We start from the raw sequence: 24,404 nt of genomic DNA on the forward strand, positions 1-24,404 counted from the left end.
CCGTTATGTATATATAAACATAAGGGTTGGCTGTAGTTTCGTATTCCCTTTTGAACATGGGTATGGGTTTCCCGGTGGCCGCCTTCCAACGGCTAAATCAAACATTATCATTTGGTGTCAAGCTGCATAGCCGTTGTTATTGGCGGGTTTGTATTTAAAGAAAGTAAATAGACGGGTAATGCCTTGGTTAAGCGGTTGGTCAACTAATTATAGATTAGAAGGTGAAAATATGTTGGACGGGTACAAGCGAGATATAAACTATTTAAGGGTTTCAGTTACTGACCGTTGCAACCTGCGCTGTGTTTACTGCATGCCGGCCGAAGGTGTTAAAACGGTGAAGCATGAAGAAATACTAACTTTGGAAGAAATATATAAAATTATAAAAGTTTCTGCTGCAGTTGGTATACGCAAGGTACGTTTGACTGGTGGAGAACCGCTTGTCCGTCTGGGTATAGTAGATTTAGTAAAGAATATTAGCAATTTACCCCAAATAGATGATATATCCATTACAACTAATGGAATCCTGCTGAAAGAAATGGGTAAGGATCTGAAAAAAGCAGGTTTAAAGCGGGTGAACATCAGCCTGGACAGTATGCATGCCAAGCGCTACCGCAGCATTACCCGCAACGGGCAGTTAAAAAAGGTTATGCAGGGAATTGAAGAGGCATTGAAGCTGGATCTTAAACCGCTGAAAATAAATACCGTGGTGGTGCGGGGTGTAAATTCAGACGAAGTGGTGGACTTTGCCCGTTGGACTAAGGAAGCACCTGTTCATGTCCGGTTTATTGAGTTGATGCCCATTGGTACATCCAGTCCCTGGGCGGGGGATCGTTATGTACCGGCGGAAGAGATCCGGGATATGATAACGGACAAACTGGGTTGTTTGAATAAAGAAAGTAAAGTGATCGGCAGCGGGCCGGCCAGGTATTACAGGTTGGCCAATGCCCCGGGTACGATAGGTTTTATTACCGCCATGAGCGATCATTTTTGCAGCAAATGCAACCGTTTGCGCCTTACAGCAACCGGTGGGCTGAGACCCTGTCTTTTTGACAAACGGGAAATTGACATTAAAACCCCGCTGCGAAGCGGTGCCAGCGAAGAGTTTTTGGCTAAAATTATATCAGAAGCAGTGCTGTTAAAACCTGATCGCCACCATATGGATTATGGCTGGAGAGATCAAAGGGTTATGTCACAAATTGGAGGTTAGCGATTATGGCCGAAATGACCCATTTTGATGCCCGCGGCCGGGCCCGCATGGTGGAAGTTGGTGCCAAAGAAGATACCAGAAGGGAAGCTGTGGCCCGGGGGGAAGTGAAAATGAAACCGGAAACATTATCTTTGATAGAGGCGGGAAACATGGCTAAAGGTGATGTGCTGGGGGTGGCCAGGGTGGCCGGTATTATGGCGGCCAAGGAAACCCCGCGCTTAATACCCATGGCTCATCCAATAAATATTACCGGTGCCAACGTGGACTTTCGTTTTCAGCATCCTGATAAAGTGGAAATTGAAGCCAGGGTGCGTACCACAGGGAAAACCGGGGTAGAAATGGAAGCCCTTACGGCGGTAAGTGTGGCGGCACTGACCATTTATGATATGTGCAAGGCAGTGGACAAGGGTATGGTAATTGAAAACATCCGGTTAGTAAGAAAAACCGGTGGCAAAAGTGGGGATTTTATACGGGAAGGTGAAGAAACATGGGAGTAATTGTAGCGGTTTGTACCAGCCCCGATAAAGGAATGCGCAAGAAAAATGTTGGCAGCGGCAGGCTGGTTGTGGATTTTGGGTTAGAAGGTGATGCCCACGGTGGGCCGTGGCACAGGCAGGTTAGCTTGTTGGCCATGGAAAGTATTGAAAAAATGCGCCGCCAGGGTTTGGATGTGGGCCCCGGTGACTTTGCTGAAAATATAACCACCGAAGGAATAGATCTGGTATCACTACCCGTTGGCACCAAAATTAAGCTTGGTTCGGAAGCGGTGGGTGAGGTAACTCAAATTGGTAAAGAGTGTCACCATGGTTGTGCCATTCGCCAGCAGGCCGGTGACTGTGTAATGCCCCGGGAGGGAATTTTTATTAAAGTGCTGAAAGAGGGGCCGGTTAAAGTGGGGGATAAAATAGAAATAATGCCGGAAGGGGAAAAGCGGTAAGTGCTTCAAGTACCGGTTATTTCGGTGGTGGGCTGGTCTAATACCGGTAAAACCACGTTTTTGGAAAAACTGATAGCTGAATTAAAAAAACGTGGTTACCGGGTGGGCACAGTGAAGCATCATCATGGCAGTATTGAGTTAGATAAACCGGGTAAAGACACTTACCGGCATGCCCGGGCCGGGGCAGATGCTGTGGTAATAGCCAGCCCCGAAAAGGTGGGATTGGTAAGAACAACCGAACGGGAGTGGTCACTGCAGCAATTAATTGCTTTATTACCCGATATGGATATCGTTATTACCGAAGGATTCAAAAAAGAAAATACTCCCCAAATTGAAGTGTACCGCCACGGCGTTTCCGAAAGACCGGCGGCAAAGGCAGAACAGCTGATTGCAGTGGTCAGCGATATAGATTTGGAACGGGAAGTGCCGGTTTATAACTGGAACGATGCCGCTGGGGTGGCGGATTTGATAGAACACAAATTTTTGAGGTGATAATATTGCCGGCATGGGGTAAAGAACAGTTAAAACGCTATAGCCGCAATATTTTACTGGCCGGTGTTGGCGTTGCAGGGCAGCAAAAACTGTTGAATTCCAAAGTTTTAATTGTGGGCACCGGGGGCTTGGGGTCTCCGGTTGCTTTTTACCTGGCTGCTGCCGGTATAGGAACGCTGGGGCTTGTTGATGCCGATAAAGTGGATTTGTCCAACCTGCAGCGGCAAATAATACACAGCACCCTTGACCTTGGCAAACCAAAGGTTGAATCTGCTGCTGAAAAATTACAAGCCTTAAATAAGGACATTAAAGTTGTGACTTACAGCCGGCCGCTGACAAAAGAAAATGCAGAAGAAATAATCGGCGGTTACCAGCTGGTGGTGGATGCCACAGATAATTTTCCCACCCGGCAGCTTATCAACGGTGTTTGCTTTAAACAGCGTAAACCCTTTATATATGGAGGCGTTCTGGCCATGCAGGGTCAAGTAATGACTTTTATCCCCGGCCGGGGGCCTTGTTTTAGCTGTATTTTTAGAAACGAGCCGTCGAAAAATGCGCCCACCACTTCCACCATAGGAATACTGGGGGCGGTGGCCGGTGTAATCGGTTCGATACAAGCTTCAGAAGCAGTTAAAGTGCTGCTTAATATAGGTGTCCCGCTGGTGGGCAGAATGTTTACTATCAATTTATTAGAAATGGTTTCTGACCAAATTGAGGTGCGCCGGGATGTATACTGTCCCGTTTGCGGCAGCAGTGATTGAGGTGTTTACTAATATAATTTTTGTTCAACCGGCAGTGCCAGCAGCTGCCGGGGGTTATTTTTATAGTAAATAATGGAATAAAAAAGGGATTTTTAAACAATACGCTGCTGGAAATATGGTATAATTAGCTCATATTAAGTTAAAAAAATCACAAGCTGGGAGGGATGCCCTTGAAACTGAAAACAAAGCTGATTTTAAATTCCTTAGTAATACTGCTGTTATTGATATTTGTAGGTGTTTTTTCTGTTGTACAGATTCAAAAAATCAACGATTCTTATAACCGGCTGTTTGAAAAACAGGTAAGAATCAAAGACGAATCTAAAGAATTGGTGATTAATTTTGAATATAGTGCCCTTTACATGCGCAGCTATTTGTTTACCGGCAACCCGGACTACAAAGAAAAATACCGGCGGGCGTTGAAAGCCGCATATTATAACCTGGAAACACTGCAAAATTTAGTTACAGACGAAAAAGGAAAGCAGAAAGTGGTACAGCTTGAACAATCGTTGAATGAATTTACCGCTTATGCCGCTGACGGGATGAAAATAATGGGCAGCGGGCCGGAAGCGGTGGTGGATTTTACCCTTAATAGAAAAGGAACAATTAACGGGTTGATTAAAACAAGCGTCGAGCTGGCAAAAATGCAGGAAGAAATTATGCAGCAGCAGATTCAGGCTAATACCCGGTTAGTGAACAGTATGGGTTCGAAAGTAATGGTAGCGGTTGTAAGTGCCTTTATAATCAGTCTAATTATCACGTTAATTACAGCTAAAAGAATAACCGATCCTGTGGTGCAGTTAGAACGGGAATTTGGTCGTATGGCCCAAGGGGATTTAACTGGTGAGGATATCACCGCTGCCACCAATGATGAAATAGGGTCCTTAACCAGCAACTTCAACAGCATGAAAAAAAGCTTGCAGCAGATAGTACAGGGCCTGAATGATGCATCCCGCCATGTTGTTTCTTCTTCGGAAACACTTTCCGCTGCTGCGCAGCAAACCAGCAGCGGGGTGCAGGAGGTAACGGCTGCCATGAATGAAATATCGGCCGCTGTAATTAATGCGGCGGATAATGCGGGGACGGTGTCAAATGCTGCCGACCAAACTGCGAAATTAGCGGCCAATGGCAGCAAGGGAATAGACAAGATTGAGGTGCATATGGATAATATCAGTGAGGTTTCGTCTAAAGTATCGGAAGCTGTTGACAATCTTAACCAGAGTTCTAAGGAAATAACCAGAATAGTGGATATGATTACTGAAATTGCAGAACAAACTAACTTATTGGCTTTGAATGCTACTATTGAAGCAGCGCGGGCCGGAGAACAGGGGCGTGGGTTTGCTGTGGTGGCGGAAGAAGTGCGGAAGCTGGCAGAGAATTCTGCCCGGGCGGCCAACGAAATATATAGGATGATTAGTGACGTTAAACAGGAAAGTGAGTACGCTGTTTCGGTGATGAAAGCCAACACTGATGAGGTGGCCAACAGCCGGAGGATAATTCAAGAGGTAGGCTCGTATTTTAAAGACATTATAGATAAAATACAGGCCTTAGCAAAACAGGTACATAATATAGCAGAATCCACCAGTGAAATTTCAGCAAGGGTACAAAATGTGTCCTCCGTTACGGAAGAACAATCTGCTTCAATGCAGGAAGTGTCTGCTCTGGCCCAGCAGCTGAACGGCATGGCAGAGGAACTGAATAGGCTGGCCGGTAAATTTAAAATTTAATAGCGTTTTTAATAATCCCCTGCTTGTTACGGGGAATTTTTTTCTGCCCGCGAAGAATAAAAGGGATCTTTTAACGGAGTAAAGGTATTCAACCTAAAATTTTACATTTATGTGTGGTGAAAAAAGTATTGTCACTACTTGGCTGTAAAGGTATAATTATACTATAGGTATTTTAATTTTGATATCAATTAAAACTTACAGAAATTACAGTTTAGTAAAAATTTTATTTTTACCAGGGTTTGTGATAATTAGCACATACTCCGGTTAATTTTTAAAGTTGAAGGAGTGATGCGGAACTGTTTGGTTATAAAAATATTATTGTTGTTATTTAATCAAACTGCTGGTTTTAATTTTTCAGCTGCCAAGTTATTTTTATTAAGCACATTTTAGCACCTGTTAATATTATGTAAGAATCATTTAGGGATTGGTAAATTATATCTGTTTTAATTAACCCCAAGCACCTTTAGTTTGATCTGTTTTTGGAAAAAGAGGTGACCAATTATGACCAGGAAACAGCAAATAGAAAAAATAAAAAAACATTTAAAAAATTATAAAGTATATAAAGTGGGAATGAAGAACATACAGCAGTCACTGGATGAAATTTTACCTAATATTACCACTGATTATTCGTGGAAAGAAAACTCTAAAGAGAGTTTAAATAATAATAGTTCAACGGAAAATACGGCCATATATAGACTGGAAGGGGAAAAGGTTGCTTATTTGCAGCAGCAGCTGGCGATATATAAAACAATTATTAATTCCATTGATGAGGCGGTAAAAGCATTAACTGAGGACGAAGAAAAATTTATTAAATACAGGTATTTTGAAGGCTGGAGCATTGAAAAAACGGCATTGGAACTGGGATATAGTGTACAAAACTGTTTTAAAATAAGAACCCAAGCGATGAACAAGTTGTTAATCAGTTTAAGAAATTTAATTAAATTCCCGCTGTCCTAATATTTAATAATCTATCGTTCATTTTACTGGATAAAATGAACGATTTTTTTTGGCAAATAAAAGAGGGTGTTCGAAAAATCCGCGCGAGATCCACTTCGAATTCGAACATTCAATAAAAATAACTTTTAGTAGATTTTTGGTAGATTTTTAGTAAACTTTAACATGTTTTTTTTTGATATAGAAAATGAAGTTTCCATGAAGTTTTAATAAATAATTAATGGATGTTTTTGAATGAAAAATAAAGTAATATGGTATTGACAAGAAAATTATATAACTAACAAACTATAATGCACTTTGTTTTTAAAAGTGCATTTTTATTTATATTGCACTTGATAGGTGTTGAAATATCAAAGAGGGCATTTTTTGTTAATAATTTTGCAAGGGGGTGATTAAGCTGGTAAGTATTTGTTTTTAAATTATTAATTGTACTGTTATAACAACTAAATGAAAGATTATTTAAGCACCTTATTTATTAGAAAAGAAAACCTTTTCGTTGGGAGGAATTTACTATGAGAAAGCTGTATGATGCTTTCATGGAAGCTGCTGCTGCTCACGCCAAGTGGGATTATGAAGTTTCAATGAATATCCTGCACAATAGGAAAAAGCTCTTTTTATTGCTGCTTATGGCTTTGCCGGTAATACTGCCGGCGGTGGCCCATGCAGCATCCAGTTTACCGGCGGTTTTAGGCGGGAAAAGTGCTTACGCGCCTTCGTTCTTTTCACCTTTTGTCTTTTATGTATCAATTGCCATCGGCCTTTGTGCCGGTTTAATAACCGGCTGTATCGGTGCCGGCGGCGGCTTTATTATCACACCTGCTTTGATGAGTGCCGGTGTAAAAGGTATTCTGGCGGTGGGTACCGACCTGTTCCATATTTTTGCCAAGGCTATTATGGGTACTACCGTACACAAAAAGTTGGGTAATGTTCATGTTGGTTTGGCTATTGCATTCTTGGTTGGTTCCACTGCAGGTGTTACCTTTGGTGGTAAATTAAACAGGGCGTTATATAACGCTAACCCGGTGCTTAGCGATACAGTAATCAGTATTGTTTATGTGGTTATGCTGGGCTTTTTAGGTACTTACGCGTTAATTGATTTCTTAAAGTCCCGTAAAAGAGCTGCTGCTTCCGGTGCTGTTCACGGCGGGGAAGATGAAGAATTAACTGTTTTGGCTAAAAGGCTGCAAAAGAGCAGCATTCCTCCGACCATCAAGTTCGACCAGCATATTGTTCCCGGTGGTAGAAAAATTTCCGCCTGGTTTGTGGCGGTGTGTGGTGCAGTTGTAGGTTTAACAGCAGCAATTATGGGAGTTGGCGGCGGCTTCTTAACCTTTCCCATGTTTGTATATGGTTTAGGAGTTTCAACGGCAACTACTGTGGGGACGGACATTTTGCAGATAATCTTTACGGCCGGTTATGCTTCTATTTCTCAATATGCCCTTTATGGATATATTTTCTATACCCTGGCCATGGGGATGCTTATTGGTTCATTGATTGGTATTCAAATTGGAGCTATCACCACTAAGGTGGTTTCCGGTTCCCACATCAAGGGTTTTTATGCTGTAGCTATTTTAGCCGGCTTTTTCAATCGTTTAATGGCTCTGCCGGGAAAATTAAATAAAATGGAAGTAATATCCATCAGCAAAACTACGGCTAAAGTGCTCACGAACATTGGTAATATAACATTTTTTGCTATTGTAACCTTTTTCGCTGTATGGGTGATTAGTAAATTTGCGTCTAACTTTAAACAGTTGAGAAAAGAAGCTACGCTCACTGGTGTGATTGCTGGAGAAAAAGGGGTGAGCTAAATAATGATAATAAATAAAAAAGATTTTAATATTGGCTTGATTATGCTGGTAATTTTTTTGGGGCTGTTTGTTTATATGTGGACCCCGGCCTTTGATGGAAAAAATGCCTTTCAGTTTTCAGACCAATTTTTTAACTCCATTGCCAAGGGATCCAGCTATCGTATTCCTGCCTTGTTGGCCAGTGCCGAAGATAAAATGGGAAAGGAGATTCAGGCAACTATCAGCGCCGATGATGCTGAATCAGCGCAAAAAGTAGCCATCCTTTATCAAAAAGCTGGTGCAGATGTGGTAATAAAGGGAGAAGAGATACAAATATCCGGTGATTTAGGGAAAATTACCACAGCAGCAATTTTAGATGCAGATGCCATGTATGATAACAACGGTAAATATTTAATTCAAAAATACGGCTTTGAGCCCAAAGAAATAATGTATTACTGGTGGCATTCCTATGGTATGCTGCAGAATTCACTGCAAAAGGTGAAAGAATTTAAAGCAGCGGCATTTTTAAATGAAGTAACTAAAAAAGCTGTGGAACCCGGGTATAATTTTTACGGCATACAAAAAGCCAGTGCCGGTGATAATATGGCCTTGTTGTCGGGGCTGTTGGCGTTCTATGTATTCTATACGCTACTGTGGGGGTTTGCTATTTATTACTTGTGTAATGGTATAGGTATATTAATGAGTAAAAAGTAAAATATAAGGTGGCCTTTATTTTAAAGGCCGCCTTACCTCGCATGGGAGGGGTGCCCAATGCCGGTACTGGCTGGAGATATTATGATGCCCGCAGACAACTGTACGGTTATTTATGAGGACGAAACCGTTCAAAGGGCCTTGTTAAAAATTCAATTTATGCTTTGTTCCGGTAAAGGAAAGTGTAGAGTGCTGTTAGTTTTAAATGCTGAGGATAAGCCTGTTGGCTGGGTGGCATTGACGGATATTCTGGCAGTAATGGAACGCAGTATTAACAATAAAGGTTTTATGATGCTGTCTAATTTAACCGGGCCGTCTGCTTATATTGCCCGGCAGATGATGAACTGGTTTCCCGATGATATATATAGATATGCTGAACACCGGCTGGAAAACAGTGTTGACATTAAAATGAAATCTTTAATGCGGTCTTGGCAGGTAGTATTTGTTTCACCGGATGCGGCACTGAGTACACTGGTGTCGGTGATGTCTAAAAACAGCCTAACTATACTGCCCGTGGTGAAAAATGAGCACCTTGTGGGCTTTGTTTTTGAAGAGGATATTGTTGTTGAACTTGCCAGGTTAGTATTAGGCTTTCACGGCAGAAAGGAAAAATTGCTGTTGTCGCCTGCTCATATTACTTAGCAGTAAGTAAATTTAAAAACGGAAAAAGACAGGTTGTTAAAGTAAATTTAAAACAACCTGTCTTTCATTAGTTTTTGCTGTTGAATTATGTCCAGTAGAAGAAGTACAGGTAAACGGTACACATCACAATAGATAAGATCATCAAGGGAAAGGCTATTTTCATATAACCTAAAAATGATATCCTGGTTCCGTTTTTGTCTGCCAAGCCGGCTACAATGACGTTAGCAGCGGCTCCAATAATGGTGCCGTTACCGCCAAGGCAGGCTCCCAGGGCCAGTGACCACCAGATGGGATCCAGGTTGGTAAAAACGTTTAAGCCTTCGGGCCCCATTTCTTTAATCATGGGAATCATTGTGGCCACAAAGGGGATGTTATCAACAAATGATGAAGCTATTGCAGCCAACCATAATACTAAGAACCCGGTTTTTAGCAGATCCCCGCCGGTTAATTCAATGGCTTTTGCAGCTATAGCGGCAATTACACCGTTTACTTCCAGGGCCCCTACAATGGCAAATAGTCCAATAAAGAAGAAAATGGTAGGCCATTCCACAGTGAGCAGCACTTCTTCCGGTTCTTCACGGGTAATAAGCAGCAGTAAAGTGGCACCGGTTAAAGCAATAATAGAGTTTTCAATGTGCAGTGCACCGTGGAACCCAAAACCGATGATGGTAATGGCCAGTACAAATAGAGATTTTTTCATCAAAGCGATGTCTTTTAACTCCTGCTTTTCGTCAAACTGCATAATTTTTTCTTTTAATTCTTCAGAGGCCTCAATGCGGAAGACAAAACGCAAAATAAAAATAGTGACAATAAATACTAAAATAGCGATGGGGGCTAAGTTATAGATAAATTCCATAAAAGACAGCCCAGCCGGACCGCTGATCATAATATTGGGCGGGTCACCGATCAGGGTGGCGGTACCACCGATGTTAGAAGCCATTATTTCGGTGATTAAAAAAGGAATGGGATTAACATTTAACTCCCTGGTGATAGAAAAAGTCACAGGCACTACCAGCAGCACGGTGGTAACGTTATCCAAAAAGGCTGAACCCACGGCAGTGATAATTGCCAGTGTCACCAGAATACGCATTGGTTCGCCCTTGGCCCTTTTAGCCGCCCAGATGGCTAGGTATTCAAATACACCGGAGCGCCTGGTAATACCCACTATGATCATCATACCTACTAAAAGGCCGATGGTGTTCCAGTCGATGTGATGGATTGCCTCCTCAAAGTGAATAACACCGGCAAAAAGTACTAACATGGCTCCTGCAAGTGCTACCACTGCCCGGTGAATTTTTTCTGACATGATTAAAGCGTACGTTAGCAGAAAAACAATGATAGCATATAAGGAGTGATATTGTTCTGGCATAACGGTTACCTCCTCAAAAAAATACCCGCAGCGATTTATGAAAGGCAACGGGTTCTTGATAAGTATTTTATCAATTAACACCAGTAATTATAATTTGTTTTTTAAATAATTTAGAAGCTCGGTGTTTACCAAATGCCCAGTACTTTCCACCAGAAACCTACCAGACCGAATACTACAAAGAAAAGAGAGAGCAGGAACATTACAGACCCGGCCTTGAGATAGTCTGATGCTTTAAGAAAACCGGGGCCATATACAATGGCGTTGGCTGGCGTTCCAATAATTAACAAGTAGGCAAAGGCTGATCCCAGGGATGTAGCAACACCGATGGCAAAGGGGGAGGTCTCTGCCAGCTCGGCAACTTTTAAGAAGATCGGCCCCAGCACTGCAACGGTTGGACCATCTGCCATGGTATTGGTGGTAAAGGCAGTAATTGTTGTGATAGCGGCCACCAGGGGTAAACCATCTGTTATACCTAGAGCACTTACCCCTGCCAGTAGATTTTCTGCCAGCCATAGTGCTGCCCCGGTTGACTGCAGCATAGAACCCATGGAAATGGCACCGGCGTAAAGAATTACCACACCCCACTGGGTGTTTTTCTGCAGATAGTTCCAATCTACCAATCCCAGTATCATAGCTGCAATGGCCCCCATGACAGCGATGTTGCCGAGACCGATATGTTCACTCATTGTAATCCATAAAGTTAGAACCACTATAAAAATACCCAGGGCCATTTTAGCTTCGGTGGACATTTTGCCTTCAGTGGCCATTTCTTTTTTAATTGCTTCCACCGGCTCCCGCAAATCCGTTACTTCTGGTTTAAAACAGCGAGTCAACCAAAGTACCGTCAGCGGTATCATAATCAAAGTAAAGGGTATGGCCATTAAGACCCATTGACCGTAGCTAATAGAGATATCGTACTGGGAAAGAAAACCGATCATCAAAGCGTTGCGGGCTCCACCGGAGGGGGAAGCCAGGCCGCCGATGATACAACCATAAGCAATGGCGAGCATCAATAATTTACCTAGATTGGGTACTTTTTTAATACCACCACAGAGGGATACAATACCTACACCAATGGGCAGCATAATAGTGGCGGTTGCGTGCTCGGAAATAAATCCGGCACTAAAGGCACAGAAGGTGATAATACCCAGCATAACCCTAGTAACATTGGTTCCCGATATGTTTAAAATAAACAGCGCAATACGGTTGTGTATTTTATACTTTACCAGGATTGAACCGATCATCAGTGCGCCCATGATGAAAGCAACTGCGTCGCCCATAAAGGTTTTGGGAACTTCTCTGAAGGGTGTTAAACCCATTATTACTTGGTACGAGCCAATTATCAGGGCTACAGCCGGCAGGGGAATTGCTTCTGTAAAGAAACACACCACCACAAAAATCATCAGGGCCAGTGCTCTTTGTCCTGCGGTTGTTAGTCCTTCAGGAGTTGGCATTAATACTACCAGGGTTGCCAGTAATGCAGCCAGTAAGAAAAACTTCCGGTTTTTTATAAAGCTACTTAAAAAACTTTGTTGGCTTTGGGCCTGTTTAGATTCAGAAATGGCAATATTATTTTCCATAATCAACTTACCCCCAAACATACGGAATAAATTTACGGAATAAATTAAAGGTGCTTTAGAGTTATCTTAGTCAGTCATTTAATTGTAAAAAATTTAATTGTAAAAAATTTTAAACCATAAGGGATTTTTGGTAAGCATCTCCTCCTTCCCCCCCAGGTAAAAGACTGCTTGATGTAATTTTCACAATCCCCATTACCAAAAAAACCTGGTTTATTATTAAGGTGCTTCATTATACCAAGTTATTGCTAATTTTGGTTATGCTTATTATACATGCATAGCTGTGCGGTGACAACACTTTTGTCATCATGTAGTGGTTTTTTTATCGGTACAGGCTATTTCATCCTTGACCAGTTCTTCTTCGCTAACTATTTTTCTTACCATTTTTTCCAGCAGCATATAATTAATAACTATAACGGTGGGAGTTAATAAAGCGGCTATTATTAACAGTTTGGCAAATTTTATATAACCAAACATAAGTACTGCAATGGCCAAAATAGTTTTCATTGCGGACATCAGTAATAAAAAATCTTTTGTTTTACTGGATACCTTATCCGGTGGAATATAGTTTAAGGCTGCATAACCGATGTAAGAACCGACAATTACACCCACCAGCAGTATGGTGGTAGTTAATACACCCAGTAACCCTGCTGAGGACCAGAGTTTGATACCCGTTGCTGAGGTTACTAAAAATGCGGCTAAATTGCTGGCTAAAATAACGGTATTCGGCAGGTTAGAAAAGTAAATTAAAAATGGAATTTGCAGCAGAAGAATTCCGCTGCCCAGAAAGCTGGCCAAAAAACCGGAAAATATGCCAAATAAAACCGGTATTAATGCGGATGGATTAAATAGCGGGGTTAAATGAATGCTGAATTTTGGCAGCAATGGTAAACGATTATTGTTCTTTAGTATTAATATAATGGCCAGTATTACTAATAAAGCAATATACAGGAACCTTACAACGGTATCGGTGATGTGATAATGTTCCGTAAGCAGTATCAACTTATGGCCGGCAGCTAAACCCATAATGCCGGAAAGGCTTAAGATAGCGGTCAAATGCCAGTTGACAACTTTAAATAGCTTGTAATGGTAGCTGTCAATTATTGTCCTGGTGCAGGCGTGAGCCATATCTGTGCCGATGGCAAATACCATTGGTATACTGTTAATATTTAAAGCCGGAATGGCAAGAAACATGGCTTTAGAACCAAAATATGCTCCCATGACGCCAATACAAAAGCCAATTAATAAAATTACGTAAGGATTTACAAAAATACTGGCACTTTCATAGTTTAATAACATAAATGTCAGCCCCTTTTTTATTGCCCGGGCGATGAAAATTAATTTGTCACTACTTTAAATTAAGACAGGTTAATTGTACAGTTGTATATAAAGTTATTACATACAAATATTTGGCACTTATGCCGGTAATCTTTTTAATATACTGTGTTTTTCTCAGTTACGAAATTTTTTTGTCAGTGTTCGAAAATAAAAAAATAATGACCGCTGCGGCCATTATTTTGGAATTATAAACTTTTAATTTTTAGGAAGATGCTTTTTGTGACAAGTACTTGCTTTGGTGGGTTTTTAATACATTGTTACAAAAATCAATTAGCTTTTTGCGGATTCTTATTGGCTCAATGATTTCTGCTTCACCGTTCCAGTGGAACAACCAGGACAAAATTTCGTTATCACAGGAGGCTCTTAAAGTAAGCAATAAAGAGCCGTCGGGTAAAGGTTCCTGGGAGATGGTTTTAAAATGCTCGGGAGTGTTTCTGTAAATTTCTGCTGCCTTAGGACTCAAAATTACCTTTACTGCTTCTTTTTTGCTTTTGGGTTGATTATTTTTGTTAGCAGTGGGAAGATAAAAAACTGTTCCGGTCTGCTCTTTTGCAGACGGTTGTTTACTATCATTCAACTCGTTGACCGGTGATTGGTGGATTTCAGACATTTTCCATTCTTTGGGTAGGCTTAGGTGGTATTTAGCTGCTAAATATCTAATGAAGATTTCATATAATGCCATCAATAAATTACGGTATTGTGCTTCTTTTTGGGCGTTTAATCCCATTAACATGATTAAGCTGGCATCTGTATCCGATTCAAGCATTGTTTTCTCACTGAGGTAATATTTTCCCCTGCCGGGTGTACCGGGTTTTTGCTGCACCGGTCTGATTATTTCAATTCCCATGTATTCCAGTTCGTTTAAATAGCGATAAATGTTTCTTTTACTTACACCGCATAGACTGGATAACTCTTCCAGAGTAACCCCACCGTCAGGTGTTGATTCCCTTAATTTATTAAGAATTAAATCAAGGTTTGCTGCGTGATTGTGTTTTGTTTTAGCTCTACCCATATATTTTACACCTCGCTGAATTTCGCCGCCGGTGTGGATTGGTTTTTCTTGTTTACAGTGGTATTAATTAGAATTGAAGCCATTTCCATAATAATATCTTCTGCTCGTACAAAGCCTACCAGTTTTCCGTTTTCAACCACCGGTAAAGTAGAGAGATTTTTTTCGTACATTATAGATGCCACCGCATTTAACGGTGTTTCAGCATGAACAGCACCTGATTCAAGCGGCCTAACCAATTTATCTACCCTGAGGTTGGAAATTTTTTGACACTGATCCGCTAAGGAGTTTAAGGTATCATTTGATACCCAATTCATTAACTCGCGGGCGAAATATGCAGATGGGCCGGTTAGTCCCTGTAAATTCCATTTATGCTTGTTTGTATAATCTAAATTGGAAGGATGCACTGCTGCCAAAATATCTCTCAGGGTTACCCAACCAATTGGCTCATCATTTCTATTTAAAACTAACAGGTTCCGCCTTTTTGACTGTTTAGAACATAGGGAAAACTGAAATTTAGACAAAACCCTTTTAATTGTTTCATCTTCGTAAATAACAGGATAACGATCTGAAGGAACCATAATATCTTTAGCAACTTTTTTGTCAGATGACGACATAGATACCTCCTCCCTTTGAATGGAACTTAAGGCGACCTATTTTTACAGGTCGCCTTGAATCTTCCAGTTTGACAAATTAAAGAGTGCTTAATGGCCGCCGGATCCCAATATGCCGGAGGCAGCTAAAACAAGTACAATTATCTCAACTGCAACAATTGTTAGGAATGGGGTATCTTTTTGTTTAAGATAAGCCGGTACTAAAAATGCCAAGTAGGCTATAATTGTCAGCCCTGCCAGCCAGGCAATACCTAACAGGCTGAGGAAATTACCGTACCGCAGCATTCCCAACCATTCCCAACCGTGCGGCATACCATTTGTTTTTAAGAATTCCTCACAGCTTAAATGCCAAGTTTGAGCTACTTCGCTGGGGGGAACGAAACCCGGCATCATTCCGCTCATATAAATAAAGAATGTGATAACCAGTATGCCTACTCCCAGCCACTGTCCGTAATTAATCATATTTGCATATGCAACCTGCTCTGCCGGAACATGCATTTTGGACTGCACTTTTCCCGAACTCTTTGGCGCCTGTTGAGCTGCCAGTTGTTCTTTAGCCATAATTTCTACCTCCTAAAGTCACCTAAAATTAATTTACACTACATTACGCCTAAGCCTTTCAGGAAGGAGTTGATACCTGCAAATAACAGCATTGCAATGACCAGGTATCTTACAGCTTTAGGTTTAGACTTGGATAACAGTTTAACACCAACCTGAGAACCAAGCATAATACCCAGCACTGATGGAACAGCAATAATAGGTAATACCGCACCTTTATTTAAGTAAATCCATGCAGCAGATGTATCTGTAATGGAGAGTAGAAACTTACTGGAACCTACGGCTAATTTCAGTGGTGCGCCCATTAACAGGTTTAATACCGGTACGTTTGCCCAACCGGCACCAAGTCCGAACATCCCGGCAATTAAACCGATGAAAATAAAGGTTAAATACCCTTTAAGAGTACGGTGTACTGTCCAATCAATTTGTCTACCTGTGGATTCTTCAATGTAAGTACCGGAAATTTTAAGTTTTTTGGATAAACCGTCAGGACCCGGTACATTTGGAATATCACTGTTTTTAGAGAATATAAACAAAACGGCGATGGCACAGATGGTTGCCCCTAAAGCCATTTGCAAAATATTTTGAGGCAGTGCAAGCCCGATAAATGCCCCGATAATACTAAAAGTCGATGCAATTAACGCTACGGGCAGTGCCAATCTTAAATTAGCCAGCCCCTTTTTAAGCAGTCCCGGACCGGCAGCCAATGCTCCTGCCAGTGCTACAATCAAGCCGGCGCCCCGGACAAAATCCAGGTGGAAAGGAAAGAAACTACCTACAATGGGTACAAACAGTACCCCGCCACCAACGCCTGCCAATACCGCTACAATACCTAATACAAATGTGGTTACAAACAGCACTGCCGGCCATACCCACCAGGGAGTATCTGGATTTCCCGCTGCAGCGGAAACAGCATTAGCAGCGTCGGGCATAGCCGATGATACAGCCACTGTAAAGGCATTAAATTTTTCAATTAATGTGTTCATCATTCTACTTCCCCCGTAGAAAAAATTTTTTATTCCTAGATGTCTTTACCAAGGTGCTTTTTCTAAAGGATTTTTTAAAAGTATTGAATTTTAACTGTAACGGTTGACTTTGCTCAATTAACCAACTATTTGAAATTGTAAGGTGCTAGCGGGATTAATGTTCACCCCCTTTTAAAAAATTTAAATTTAAATTGTTAAGTTTTTACAGCGCTTTTTTGCTTAAAAGCGGCTAAAATTGTATGTTATAATTAATACAATGTTTTTTAATACTGTTTTGACGGCTTCGTACACTTGTTATTATTTTCTCAAACCTTTTAAAACCAATCAGCGGCATTTTTATACATTTTTATAACTTTGTAAACTTTACTATGCAATTCTCATGCCAAAAGTATGAAAGCGGGAAAAGATTGATTTTAAGGGATTTATTGAAATAAAAACGACAATAATTTTAACGAGGTGTACGAAAACAATCAATTAACTATATTGATTATGTAGTTATTTTCACAAACCCTGGAAGTCAGGGGCTGTAAACAAAGGGGTTTGGTGATGCGGTAAGGGGTTGAAGGTTGTTGTTTGATATTGAACAATAATGTGTTTGATAACATACAATATATTTGATGTTTGGATGGAAAGGTGGGACTATTATGAAAAAATTTTTTTCACACCGTAATTTTGGTTTTCAAATGATTACCATTACTTTGATAATTTTGGTTATACCGATACTGGTATTGTTGTATGAATCCTTTGCCAGTAAAAAAGAAGAGATAATTTTTCTTTCTAAGGAAGAGCGTCTGGGAACAATCGTACAGACTGTTTTATTGGAAGTTAATGCTGAAATAAATGAGAATAAAGAAAAAATTAAACAAATGACCATTGAAGAAAGGAACAATTTTTTTGAGCAAATCTTTTCCCACGCCGCCACCCCGATTATTGAGTTTAACCCCGGGGTAAGATTAAGCTTGTATATTCCGGACAGTGATAAAATGATAGTTAGAGGTTTTCTGCATAACTATCGTAAGTTGTCCCCAGAGGAGCAAAAAAAGAGAGAAAAGAGAATCTACACCAATGCGTATTCAGGGATTCGTAGTGTGCTGGCCAGCGGTGAACCGCTGGCTACCATTGCCGGCGAGCCGGAGGACAGGTTTATTGAACGGTTTGTACCCGTTAAAATAGAAGGGCAGTTAGTTGCTGTGTTGTGGGCGGATGAACGTCTGCATCCAATTTTTAATCAAGCCAGGCAGTTTAGAACTATGACCAGGTATCTTTCAATTGCTGCCCTGCTGATTGGCGGGTTAGGGGTATTTATTGTTGTAAACAATTTGACCAGTGGGGTAAGACAAATAAAAAATGGCTTAAGTAAATTAGAGAATGATATTAACGCCAAACTGCCTGTACTACCGGGGGAATTGGGACAAATTTCAAAAGCCATTAACAAAATGGCTGATGCCTTAATTGAAAAAGAAAAATTAGAAGAGGAAATAAGGAAGCAAGAGCGTTTAGCGGCCCTTGGCCGGATTGTAACCGGGGTTGCCCACGAGCTGCGCAATCCCATTGGGGTAATTAAAGCAACTGTTCAATTAATGGAAGCAGAAAAAAAAGATCCTTCTATTCAAGAATACTGTCAGGTAATAAAACAGCAGGTGGACAGACAGAACAAAGTAATTCATGAACTGCTGTCTTATGGAAAACCCAGTAAGCCGGTAAAAGAGATGGTGCAGATCAATAAACTGCTGGATTCTGTACTTACTTTTTTTATTGCTGCCCAGCTTAGACAAAGCAATATAGAACTTGTAACAAACTTTTCCCCGGAACTGCCGCCGGTATATGCAGATGGGGAACGCATTAAACAAGTATTTGTAAATATAATTTTAAATGCCATAGAAGTAATGCCCGGTGGAGGCAAACTTGATATTACAACTCGACATGATGCAAATAATGTTATAATATCCTTTAAAGACACTGGAACAGGTATAGACAAAGAAAAAATTAAAAATATTTTTGACCCCTTTTTTACTACCAAAGAAACAGGAACCGGTTTAGGGTTGACGATATGCAATCAAATAATATCTATGCATAATGGTGTTATTACGGCTGAATGTAATGAAGATGGGGGAATGACTTTTACTGTCAAACTGCCGTTAAACCAAGAGATGGGGAGAGATGACAGGTGATCCCTAAAATATTAATCATTGACGATGAGGAACACATGTGTTGGGCTTTAAAACGGGCAATGGAACAGGAAGGCTACCAGGCCATAACGGCAACCTCCGGTAATAAAGGGATTAGTCTTTTAAAAAATAAAGGCCCGTCATTGGTTTTGCTGGATTTAAAAATGCCGGGAATGGATGGTATGGAAGTTTTAAAGGTTATAAAAGAAATTCATCCCAAGATCCCGGTAATTATGATTACAGCCCACGGCACCATAGAAACCGCCATTGAAGCAATGAAACTGGGTGCCAATGATTACATTACCAAACCATTTGATTTAGATGAGCTGAAAATGGTGGTTAAACAAGCGCTGAAATACAGCGAACTTGTTTCTGAAGTTTCATTTTTGCGCTCGGAACTGAGTAAAAAATACGGGACTATTATCGGGGAAAGCCCGGCCATTAAAGAAGTTATTCTGTTGATTGAGCGGGTGGCGGCAACCAACGCCACTGTAATGATAACCGGCGAAAGCGGTACCGGTAAAGAGGTTACTGCCTTGGCAATACACCAGGCCAGCGATAGAAGGGACTACCCCTTTGTACCGGTTAACTGTGCGGCCCTGCCGGAACAATTGCTGGAAAGTGAGCTGTTTGGGCATGAAAAAGGTGCTTTTACCGGTGCTGTGGCGTTAAAACGGGGACGTTTTGAACTGGCGGACAAAGGAACCATCTTTTTGGACGAGATCGCAGAAATGTCCCCGGCCATGCAGGCCAAACTGCTGAGAGTTTTACAGGAAAGGTCTTTTGAACGGGTGGGCGGCACGGAAACGCTGCATGTTAATGTAAGGATTATTGCGGCCACCAACAGGGATATTCGTGAACTTATTCGAAAAGGGGAATTTCGAGAAGACCTGTATTATAGATTAAATGTTATTCATATTCACCTGCCCCCCTTAAGAGAGCGCAGGGATGACATTCCGCTGCTGGCTAATAATTTTTTAAGAAAATACATGATGGGAACTTACCCGGTAAAGGATATTGACCCGGAAGCTATGGAACTGCTGGTAAATTATGATTGGCCGGGCAATATACGCGAACTGCAGAACGTTATTGAACGTGCGGTTATAATATGCCGGGGAAACAAAATTTTACCTGAGCACTTACCCATAGAATTACAGCAAAAGGCTGATAATAATCAGTTTGCTGTGGAAACGATAGTAAATTTCCCGGACAGCGGTATTTCATTGGAGCAGGTGGAAAAAGAGTTGATATTAAAGGCCTTGGAGAAAAGTAAAGGTAATCAAACCAAAGCTGCCCAGTTACTGGGCATTACCCGGTCTGCTTTAATTTATCGCAGCCAAAAGTATAACATAAAATTAGGATAAAGCTGGGAAACTTTAGGGTAAAATATTCATGCTGATACATTTTTAACAGGTGGTGGGATTTTGACCAAAGAGTTTCAACCTGCTTACCGTAAAATGTCTATTACCGAGCTTAAGCGCCGTACCAGGCTGGCGGTGGAAAAATTAGCAGATTGTACAGTGTGTGCCCAGCATTGTCATGTTAATCGTTTAGAAGGTCAGTTGGGTTTTTGCCGCGCAGGGCGTGAAGCGGTTGTGGCCAGTTATGGAAGTCATTGGGGAGAAGAGGAAGTGCTGGTGGGCCAAAACGGTTCGGGTACAATATTTTTCAGTTACTGCAGCATGTCCTGTGAGTTTTGTCAAAACTGTGAAATCAGCTATCACGGGGAAGGACGTGATGTAACCGCCAGTGAACTGGCTGATATAATGCTGAGCTTGCAGCAAACGGGGTGCCATAATATCAATTTGGTTTCCCCCAGTCACTTTGTTCCCCAGATATTAGAAGCACTGGTGCTGGCGGTGGAAGAGGGGTTAAATTTACCGCTGGTATACAATACCGGGTGTTATGATGATCTGGAGACGATAAAATTGCTTGATGGAATAGTAGACATATATATGCCGGATATTAAATTTTCCGATGACCAAAACGGTAAAAAATATGCTTCGGCGCCCCGGTATTTTACTGTGGCCAGAGAAGTGGTTAAAGAAATGTACCGGCAGGTAGGGGATTTACAGAAGGACGATAGAAATATCGCCCGGCGTGGTTTGCTGGTGCGGCACCTGGTAATGCCGGAAGATTTAGCCGGCAGTGAGCAGGTGGTGCAGTTTTTAGCCAATGAAATTTCGCCCGATACCTACCTGCATATTATGAAGCAGTATTATCCTGCCCATAGAGCCGGTAAGTACCCGGAGTTAAACCGGCCGGTGTACAATCGCGAGCACAGGTGGGCAGTAAAGAAGGCTAAAGAGGCGGGGCTGCGCCGAATTTTAAGTTAAATAAATAAAAGCCTGGGTTTAACTGGCCGTTCCCAGGCTTTATTATTTAGAGCAGGCCGCTTTTTTTATCACCGCCACGTACATGAGCAGTACTGCAGAATAAACCAGTAGTAAACTTTCTAAACTCCAAATTTCCACCCATCCACCGCCTATCAGCGGGCCAAAAACATACCCCAGGGAAAAAGCAGTGTTGTACAGGCCGAAGGCAGCACCATAACTAATGGAACTTTTGTCACCCATTACCGCGTCGGCCAGCAGAGGACCGCTGGGTGCAAAGATCAACCCGTATGTTATACCCAAAATACCCATTACCAGCACGGCAGCCGGTATAGAAGTGGTGTAAGTTAACAGGGGTATGGTTATGGCGGTGGTTATTAAACCGGCTGTAATCAGCGGGATGCGGCCGCAGCGATCTGACAGGCGCCCGAAAACCGGCTGGGCGATAATGCTGCTGGCGGCGGTTGTTCCAAACAATAAACCGATGGTTCCGGGAGTGGCGGCAAATTTGCTGGCATAATATCCGGGCAGTAACGGGTCCATAAACCCTAAGCCTATGGAAGCAGCTATTACCAGCCCTGTTCCCAGTAACAGTAATTTGTTGCCAAACACGTCGTTGATTTGAATATTATTACCGGTATATTTTTTCTGCTGTGGTTCTTTAATAACTAAAATTACAAGCAGCAGTACCACTGCCGACATTAATGCACATACCCAAAAGGGAAAGGCATACCCACCCCAGTCGTAAAGAAAACCGCCGGCCACCGGGCCGGTTAAAAAGCCAAAATTCATCCCCACCATGGCCAGACCCAGCTTTTCACCTCTTTTTTCCGGTGGAAAAATGTCAGCAATTAATGCCGGCCCGATGGTCCAGCTTGCCGCTGCCGCGGCACCCTGTAGAAACCTGATGGATGCCAGGGCCAAAACGGATTTAGAAAAGGCATAAGCGACAGTGGAAATAGTTAAACCCAGCATACCAATAACCATTAATTTTTTCCGTCCCTGCCTGTCCGACATTATTCCCAGGGGGATGGCCACCAGTAATAAAGCGGCGGGATACATGGAAAAAATTATTCCCAGGTGAAAAGAAGAAGCATGCAGCTGCTCTATATATATTGGAAAAACCGGAACAATGATTCCTTCTATAAAAGTATCAATAAAAATAGTCAGTGCCACTACTACCAGTACTTTGCTGCAGTAACTCAATGTTGTTGGCCTCCCCCGGTACAGAATTTAAACTTTTTCTTAAACTGAATTAGCAAAATTATCTAAGATAATGTTATTATAAATTATACATCAAATTATACATCTGTAATTAAGGCGGTGCTATTTTGGGTAATAGGGAAAACCAAAATATAACCATAGATATAACGGGATTGACGCACAAGGGGGAAGGGGTTGGCCGCCTTCCCGACGGCATGGCTGTTTTTGTCCCCGGTGCTGTACCGGGGGAAAAGGCAGCGGTGCAGGTGGTGCGTCGTAAAAAGAATTATGCCCATGCCAGGCTGTTAGATATTATAGCACAGGCAGATGAACGCTGCCGACCTCAATGCGCTGTTTACGGCAGGTGCGGGGGCTGTACACTGCAGCACATTGAATATCAAGCCCAGCTGCGTTATAAAACCGGGCAGGTAAAGGACAGTTTGAGCAGGATAGGAAAGCTAAAAGATGTCAAAGTTCTTCCCACCCTGGGGATGGAACGGCCGTGGCATTATAGAAATAAAGTACATTTTCAGGTGCAGGAAATTAACGGCCGGGTAACCCTTGGCTATTTTGAACAGGGAAGCCACTGTTTACTGCCCCTTTCAGCACACCGCTGCCTGCTGGTGGATGATGAATTAAATGAAGCGGCAAAAACGGTGGAAGAACTGCTGAATAAATACCGGGTACCGGTATTTAACTGGCAGAATAAAAGAGGTTTGATCCGCCATGTGGTTTTGCGCAAAGGGGCGGTTACCGGAGAAGTGATGGTGGTACTGGTTACCGGCAGCGGCAGGTGGGATGAAGAAAACAGATTGGCCCGAGAAATACAGCATATACACCCCCGGGTGGCATCGGTGGTGCGGAACATCAATCAGTCCGGCAGCCGGGTGGTGATGGGAGAAAAGAACAAAACCCTGGCCGGAAAACCAACTATAACAGACCGGTTGGGTAGGTTGAAGTTTAATATATCCCCCAATTCCTTTTACCAAGTAAACCCTGCCCAGACTCTGGTGCTTTATAATAAGGCCAGGGAGTATGCCGGTTTAACGGGAAAGGAAAAGGTGCTGGACGCCTACTGCGGAATCGGCACCATAGCGCTGTTTATGGCAGGTTGTGCCGGTGAAGTAATGGGACTGGAAATAGTACCGGAAGCGGTGAAAGATGCGGAGGAGAACGCCAAAGAAAACGGTATTGATAACGTCGAGTTTTACCAGGGGGAAGTGGAAAGACTGCTGCCGCTTCTGAGCAGGGAAGGATACCGGCCGGATGTGGTGGTGCTGGACCCCCCGCGCAGGGGATGCGGGCGGGAAGTTTTAAGTGTTTTAGCAGAAATGAAAGTGCCCGGGATAGTATATGTATCCTGCGATCCGGGCACACTGGCCAGGGATTTGTCCTACCTGAACAGTAATGGATTTGAAATAAAAGAAGTACAGCCGGTGGACATGTTTCCCCAGACTGCGCATGTGGAGTGCGTCGTGAAGATAGAGAAGAAATAGCTTGAAATCAAAGACTTTGAAGGTTTTTAACTAAATATGGATGTGTGTTTTATGTTCCCTCAGACTATGGTTTGGGGGATTTTTGTTTGAGGGGGGTAAGGATTTTCGCAGAATTGGATATTTGCGAAATTGTTTGAAAGGAGTAGCTGCATGGTAGGGATAATATGTTTGGGTAGTTTTGAAACATCGAGTGTGTTGTTGTAGATTGTCAAGGAGAGATGTTAATGTCAATATAATTTTTAACATATTTGCAAATATAACTTTTAACACTTTTGACTAAGTATTTTTTGAATTACTTGTAAATATTTTGTCTTTAACTCTGTAAGATTTGCCTGTTATTTTTTCAACAAGCAAGATTCAATTATTTCTTTATTCGGTAAAGGAGAAAGGTATTCTTTTTCTTTTTTTATAAGCATTATAGGTTTTACTCCTGTGGTTTGATTTATTTCATTATTTACTTCATCACTTAATCTATTTATTATTTCAACTAATTCTTCTTCATTCTCGAATTCATAATTGTAAGGGATTAACCTACTTA

The 24,404-nt window shown here is 41.9% G+C and carries 22 protein-coding genes; 14 read left to right on the top strand and 8 right to left on the bottom strand.

Going from position 1 to position 24,404, the window contains the following annotated elements:
* The first annotated feature begins 229 nt into the window (after positions 1–229).
* From moaA to JOC37_RS01765, 10 genes are all read left to right on the top strand, one after another.
* Entirely contained in the window at positions 230–1,207 is a 978-nt protein-coding gene (gene moaA, locus JOC37_RS01720; RefSeq protein WP_204615424.1) for a GTP 3',8-cyclase MoaA, read from the top strand.
* Positions 1,208–1,212: 5 nt separating this feature from the next.
* Entirely contained in the window at positions 1,213–1,704 is a 492-nt protein-coding gene (gene moaC / locus JOC37_RS01725) for a cyclic pyranopterin monophosphate synthase MoaC (protein WP_204615208.1), read from the top strand.
* Positions 1,695–2,144 carry an MOSC domain-containing protein gene (locus JOC37_RS01730; RefSeq protein ID WP_204615210.1) on the top strand — a complete coding sequence of 150 codons (450 nt, stop codon included), beginning with the start codon at positions 1,695–1,697 and terminating at the stop codon, positions 2,142–2,144. Before moaC ends, JOC37_RS01730 begins: the two co-directional genes overlap by 10 nt.
* Complete coding sequence (gene mobB / locus JOC37_RS01735; RefSeq protein ID WP_204615212.1) at positions 2,145–2,636, top strand: molybdopterin-guanine dinucleotide biosynthesis protein B; 492 nt, start codon at positions 2,145–2,147, stop codon at positions 2,634–2,636.
* Between the two features lie 5 nt (positions 2,637–2,641).
* Positions 2,642–3,397 (top strand): HesA/MoeB/ThiF family protein, encoded by a 756-nt coding sequence (locus tag JOC37_RS01740; protein WP_204615214.1) that lies wholly within the window; start codon positions 2,642–2,644, stop codon positions 3,395–3,397.
* A gap of 170 nt (positions 3,398–3,567) precedes the next feature.
* Positions 3,568–5,121 (top strand): methyl-accepting chemotaxis protein, encoded by a 1,554-nt coding sequence (locus tag JOC37_RS01745; protein WP_204615216.1) that lies wholly within the window; start codon positions 3,568–3,570, stop codon positions 5,119–5,121.
* A gap of 501 nt (positions 5,122–5,622) precedes the next feature.
* Entirely contained in the window at positions 5,623–6,078 is a 456-nt protein-coding gene (locus JOC37_RS01750; protein ID WP_204615218.1) for a sigma-70 RNA polymerase sigma factor region 4 domain-containing protein, read from the top strand.
* 509 nt (positions 6,079–6,587) lie between these two features.
* Positions 6,588–7,883 (top strand): sulfite exporter TauE/SafE family protein, encoded by a 1,296-nt coding sequence (locus tag JOC37_RS01755; RefSeq protein WP_204615219.1) that lies wholly within the window; start codon positions 6,588–6,590, stop codon positions 7,881–7,883.
* Between the two features lie 3 nt (positions 7,884–7,886).
* Positions 7,887–8,576, top strand: coding sequence for a hypothetical protein (locus JOC37_RS01760; protein WP_204615221.1), 690 nt, complete (start codon positions 7,887–7,889; stop codon positions 8,574–8,576).
* Between the two features lie 57 nt (positions 8,577–8,633).
* Positions 8,634–9,215: a CBS domain-containing protein gene (locus JOC37_RS01765; protein ID WP_204615223.1), complete on the top strand. Its 582-nt coding sequence runs from the start codon at positions 8,634–8,636 to the stop codon at positions 9,213–9,215.
* 85 nt (positions 9,216–9,300) lie between these two features.
* Here the strand turns inward: JOC37_RS01765 and JOC37_RS01770 are convergent, their stop codons facing one another.
* The 7 genes from JOC37_RS01770 to JOC37_RS01800 all read right to left on the bottom strand — a co-directional run bounded on the left by JOC37_RS01770 (position 9,301) and on the right by JOC37_RS01800 (position 16,669).
* A complete protein-coding gene (locus JOC37_RS01770) occupies positions 9,301–10,584 on the bottom strand; it encodes an ArsB/NhaD family transporter (RefSeq protein WP_204615225.1) in 1,284 nt (427 codons plus the stop codon).
* Between the two features lie 125 nt (positions 10,585–10,709).
* Positions 10,710–12,164 (bottom strand): SLC13 family permease, encoded by a 1,455-nt coding sequence (locus JOC37_RS01775; protein ID WP_204615232.1) that lies wholly within the window; start codon positions 12,162–12,164, stop codon positions 10,710–10,712.
* Between the two features lie 303 nt (positions 12,165–12,467).
* On the bottom strand, positions 12,468–13,460 hold the full coding sequence (locus JOC37_RS01780) for a sulfite exporter TauE/SafE family protein (RefSeq protein WP_204615234.1): 993 nt from the start codon (positions 13,458–13,460) through the stop codon (positions 12,468–12,470).
* A 241-nt stretch (positions 13,461–13,701) separates the two neighbouring features.
* Positions 13,702–14,511: a helix-turn-helix transcriptional regulator gene (locus JOC37_RS01785; RefSeq protein ID WP_204615249.1), complete on the bottom strand. Its 810-nt coding sequence runs from the start codon at positions 14,509–14,511 to the stop codon at positions 13,702–13,704.
* Positions 14,512–14,516: 5 nt separating this feature from the next.
* Positions 14,517–15,125, bottom strand: coding sequence for a CBS domain-containing protein (locus tag JOC37_RS01790; protein ID WP_204615251.1), 609 nt, complete (start codon positions 15,123–15,125; stop codon positions 14,517–14,519).
* A gap of 87 nt (positions 15,126–15,212) precedes the next feature.
* Positions 15,213–15,683 carry a DUF1634 domain-containing protein gene (locus tag JOC37_RS01795; RefSeq protein WP_204615253.1) on the bottom strand — a complete coding sequence of 157 codons (471 nt, stop codon included), beginning with the start codon at positions 15,681–15,683 and terminating at the stop codon, positions 15,213–15,215.
* A 38-nt stretch (positions 15,684–15,721) separates the two neighbouring features.
* Complete coding sequence (locus tag JOC37_RS01800; protein ID WP_238480694.1) at positions 15,722–16,669, bottom strand: sulfite exporter TauE/SafE family protein; 948 nt, start codon at positions 16,667–16,669, stop codon at positions 15,722–15,724.
* A 641-nt stretch (positions 16,670–17,310) separates the two neighbouring features.
* Between JOC37_RS01800 and JOC37_RS13560 the strand changes: the two genes are divergently transcribed.
* The 3 genes from JOC37_RS13560 to JOC37_RS01815 are packed head-to-tail and all read left to right on the top strand — an operon-like array spanning position 17,311 to position 21,170.
* Positions 17,311–18,837, top strand: a complete 1,527-nt coding sequence (locus JOC37_RS13560) for an ATP-binding protein (protein WP_204615255.1) — start codon at positions 17,311–17,313, stop codon at positions 18,835–18,837.
* Positions 18,834–20,198, top strand: a complete 1,365-nt coding sequence (locus tag JOC37_RS01810) for a sigma 54-interacting transcriptional regulator (RefSeq protein WP_204615257.1) — start codon at positions 18,834–18,836, stop codon at positions 20,196–20,198. The genes JOC37_RS13560 and JOC37_RS01810 overlap by 4 nt, the downstream gene beginning before the upstream one ends.
* A 60-nt stretch (positions 20,199–20,258) precedes the next feature.
* Entirely contained in the window at positions 20,259–21,170 is a 912-nt protein-coding gene (locus JOC37_RS01815) for a radical SAM protein (protein WP_238480695.1), read from the top strand.
* A gap of 42 nt (positions 21,171–21,212) precedes the next feature.
* Here JOC37_RS01815 and JOC37_RS01820 read toward each other — a convergent pair whose 3' ends face one another.
* Positions 21,213–22,373 carry an MFS transporter gene (locus JOC37_RS01820; protein WP_204615259.1) on the bottom strand — a complete coding sequence of 387 codons (1,161 nt, stop codon included), beginning with the start codon at positions 22,371–22,373 and terminating at the stop codon, positions 21,213–21,215.
* Positions 22,374–22,498: 125 nt separating this feature from the next.
* Here JOC37_RS01820 and rlmD point away from each other — a divergent pair, with 125 nt between their 5' ends.
* Positions 22,499–23,866 carry a 23S rRNA (uracil(1939)-C(5))-methyltransferase RlmD gene (rlmD, locus tag JOC37_RS01825; protein WP_207754851.1) on the top strand — a complete coding sequence of 456 codons (1,368 nt, stop codon included), beginning with the start codon at positions 22,499–22,501 and terminating at the stop codon, positions 23,864–23,866.
* Positions 23,867–24,404 lie beyond the last annotated feature (538 nt).

The organism is Desulforadius tongensis (assembly GCF_016907915.1).
GTDB classification, from domain to species: domain Bacteria; phylum Bacillota; class Desulfotomaculia; order Desulfotomaculales; family Desulfohalotomaculaceae; genus Desulforadius; species Desulforadius tongensis.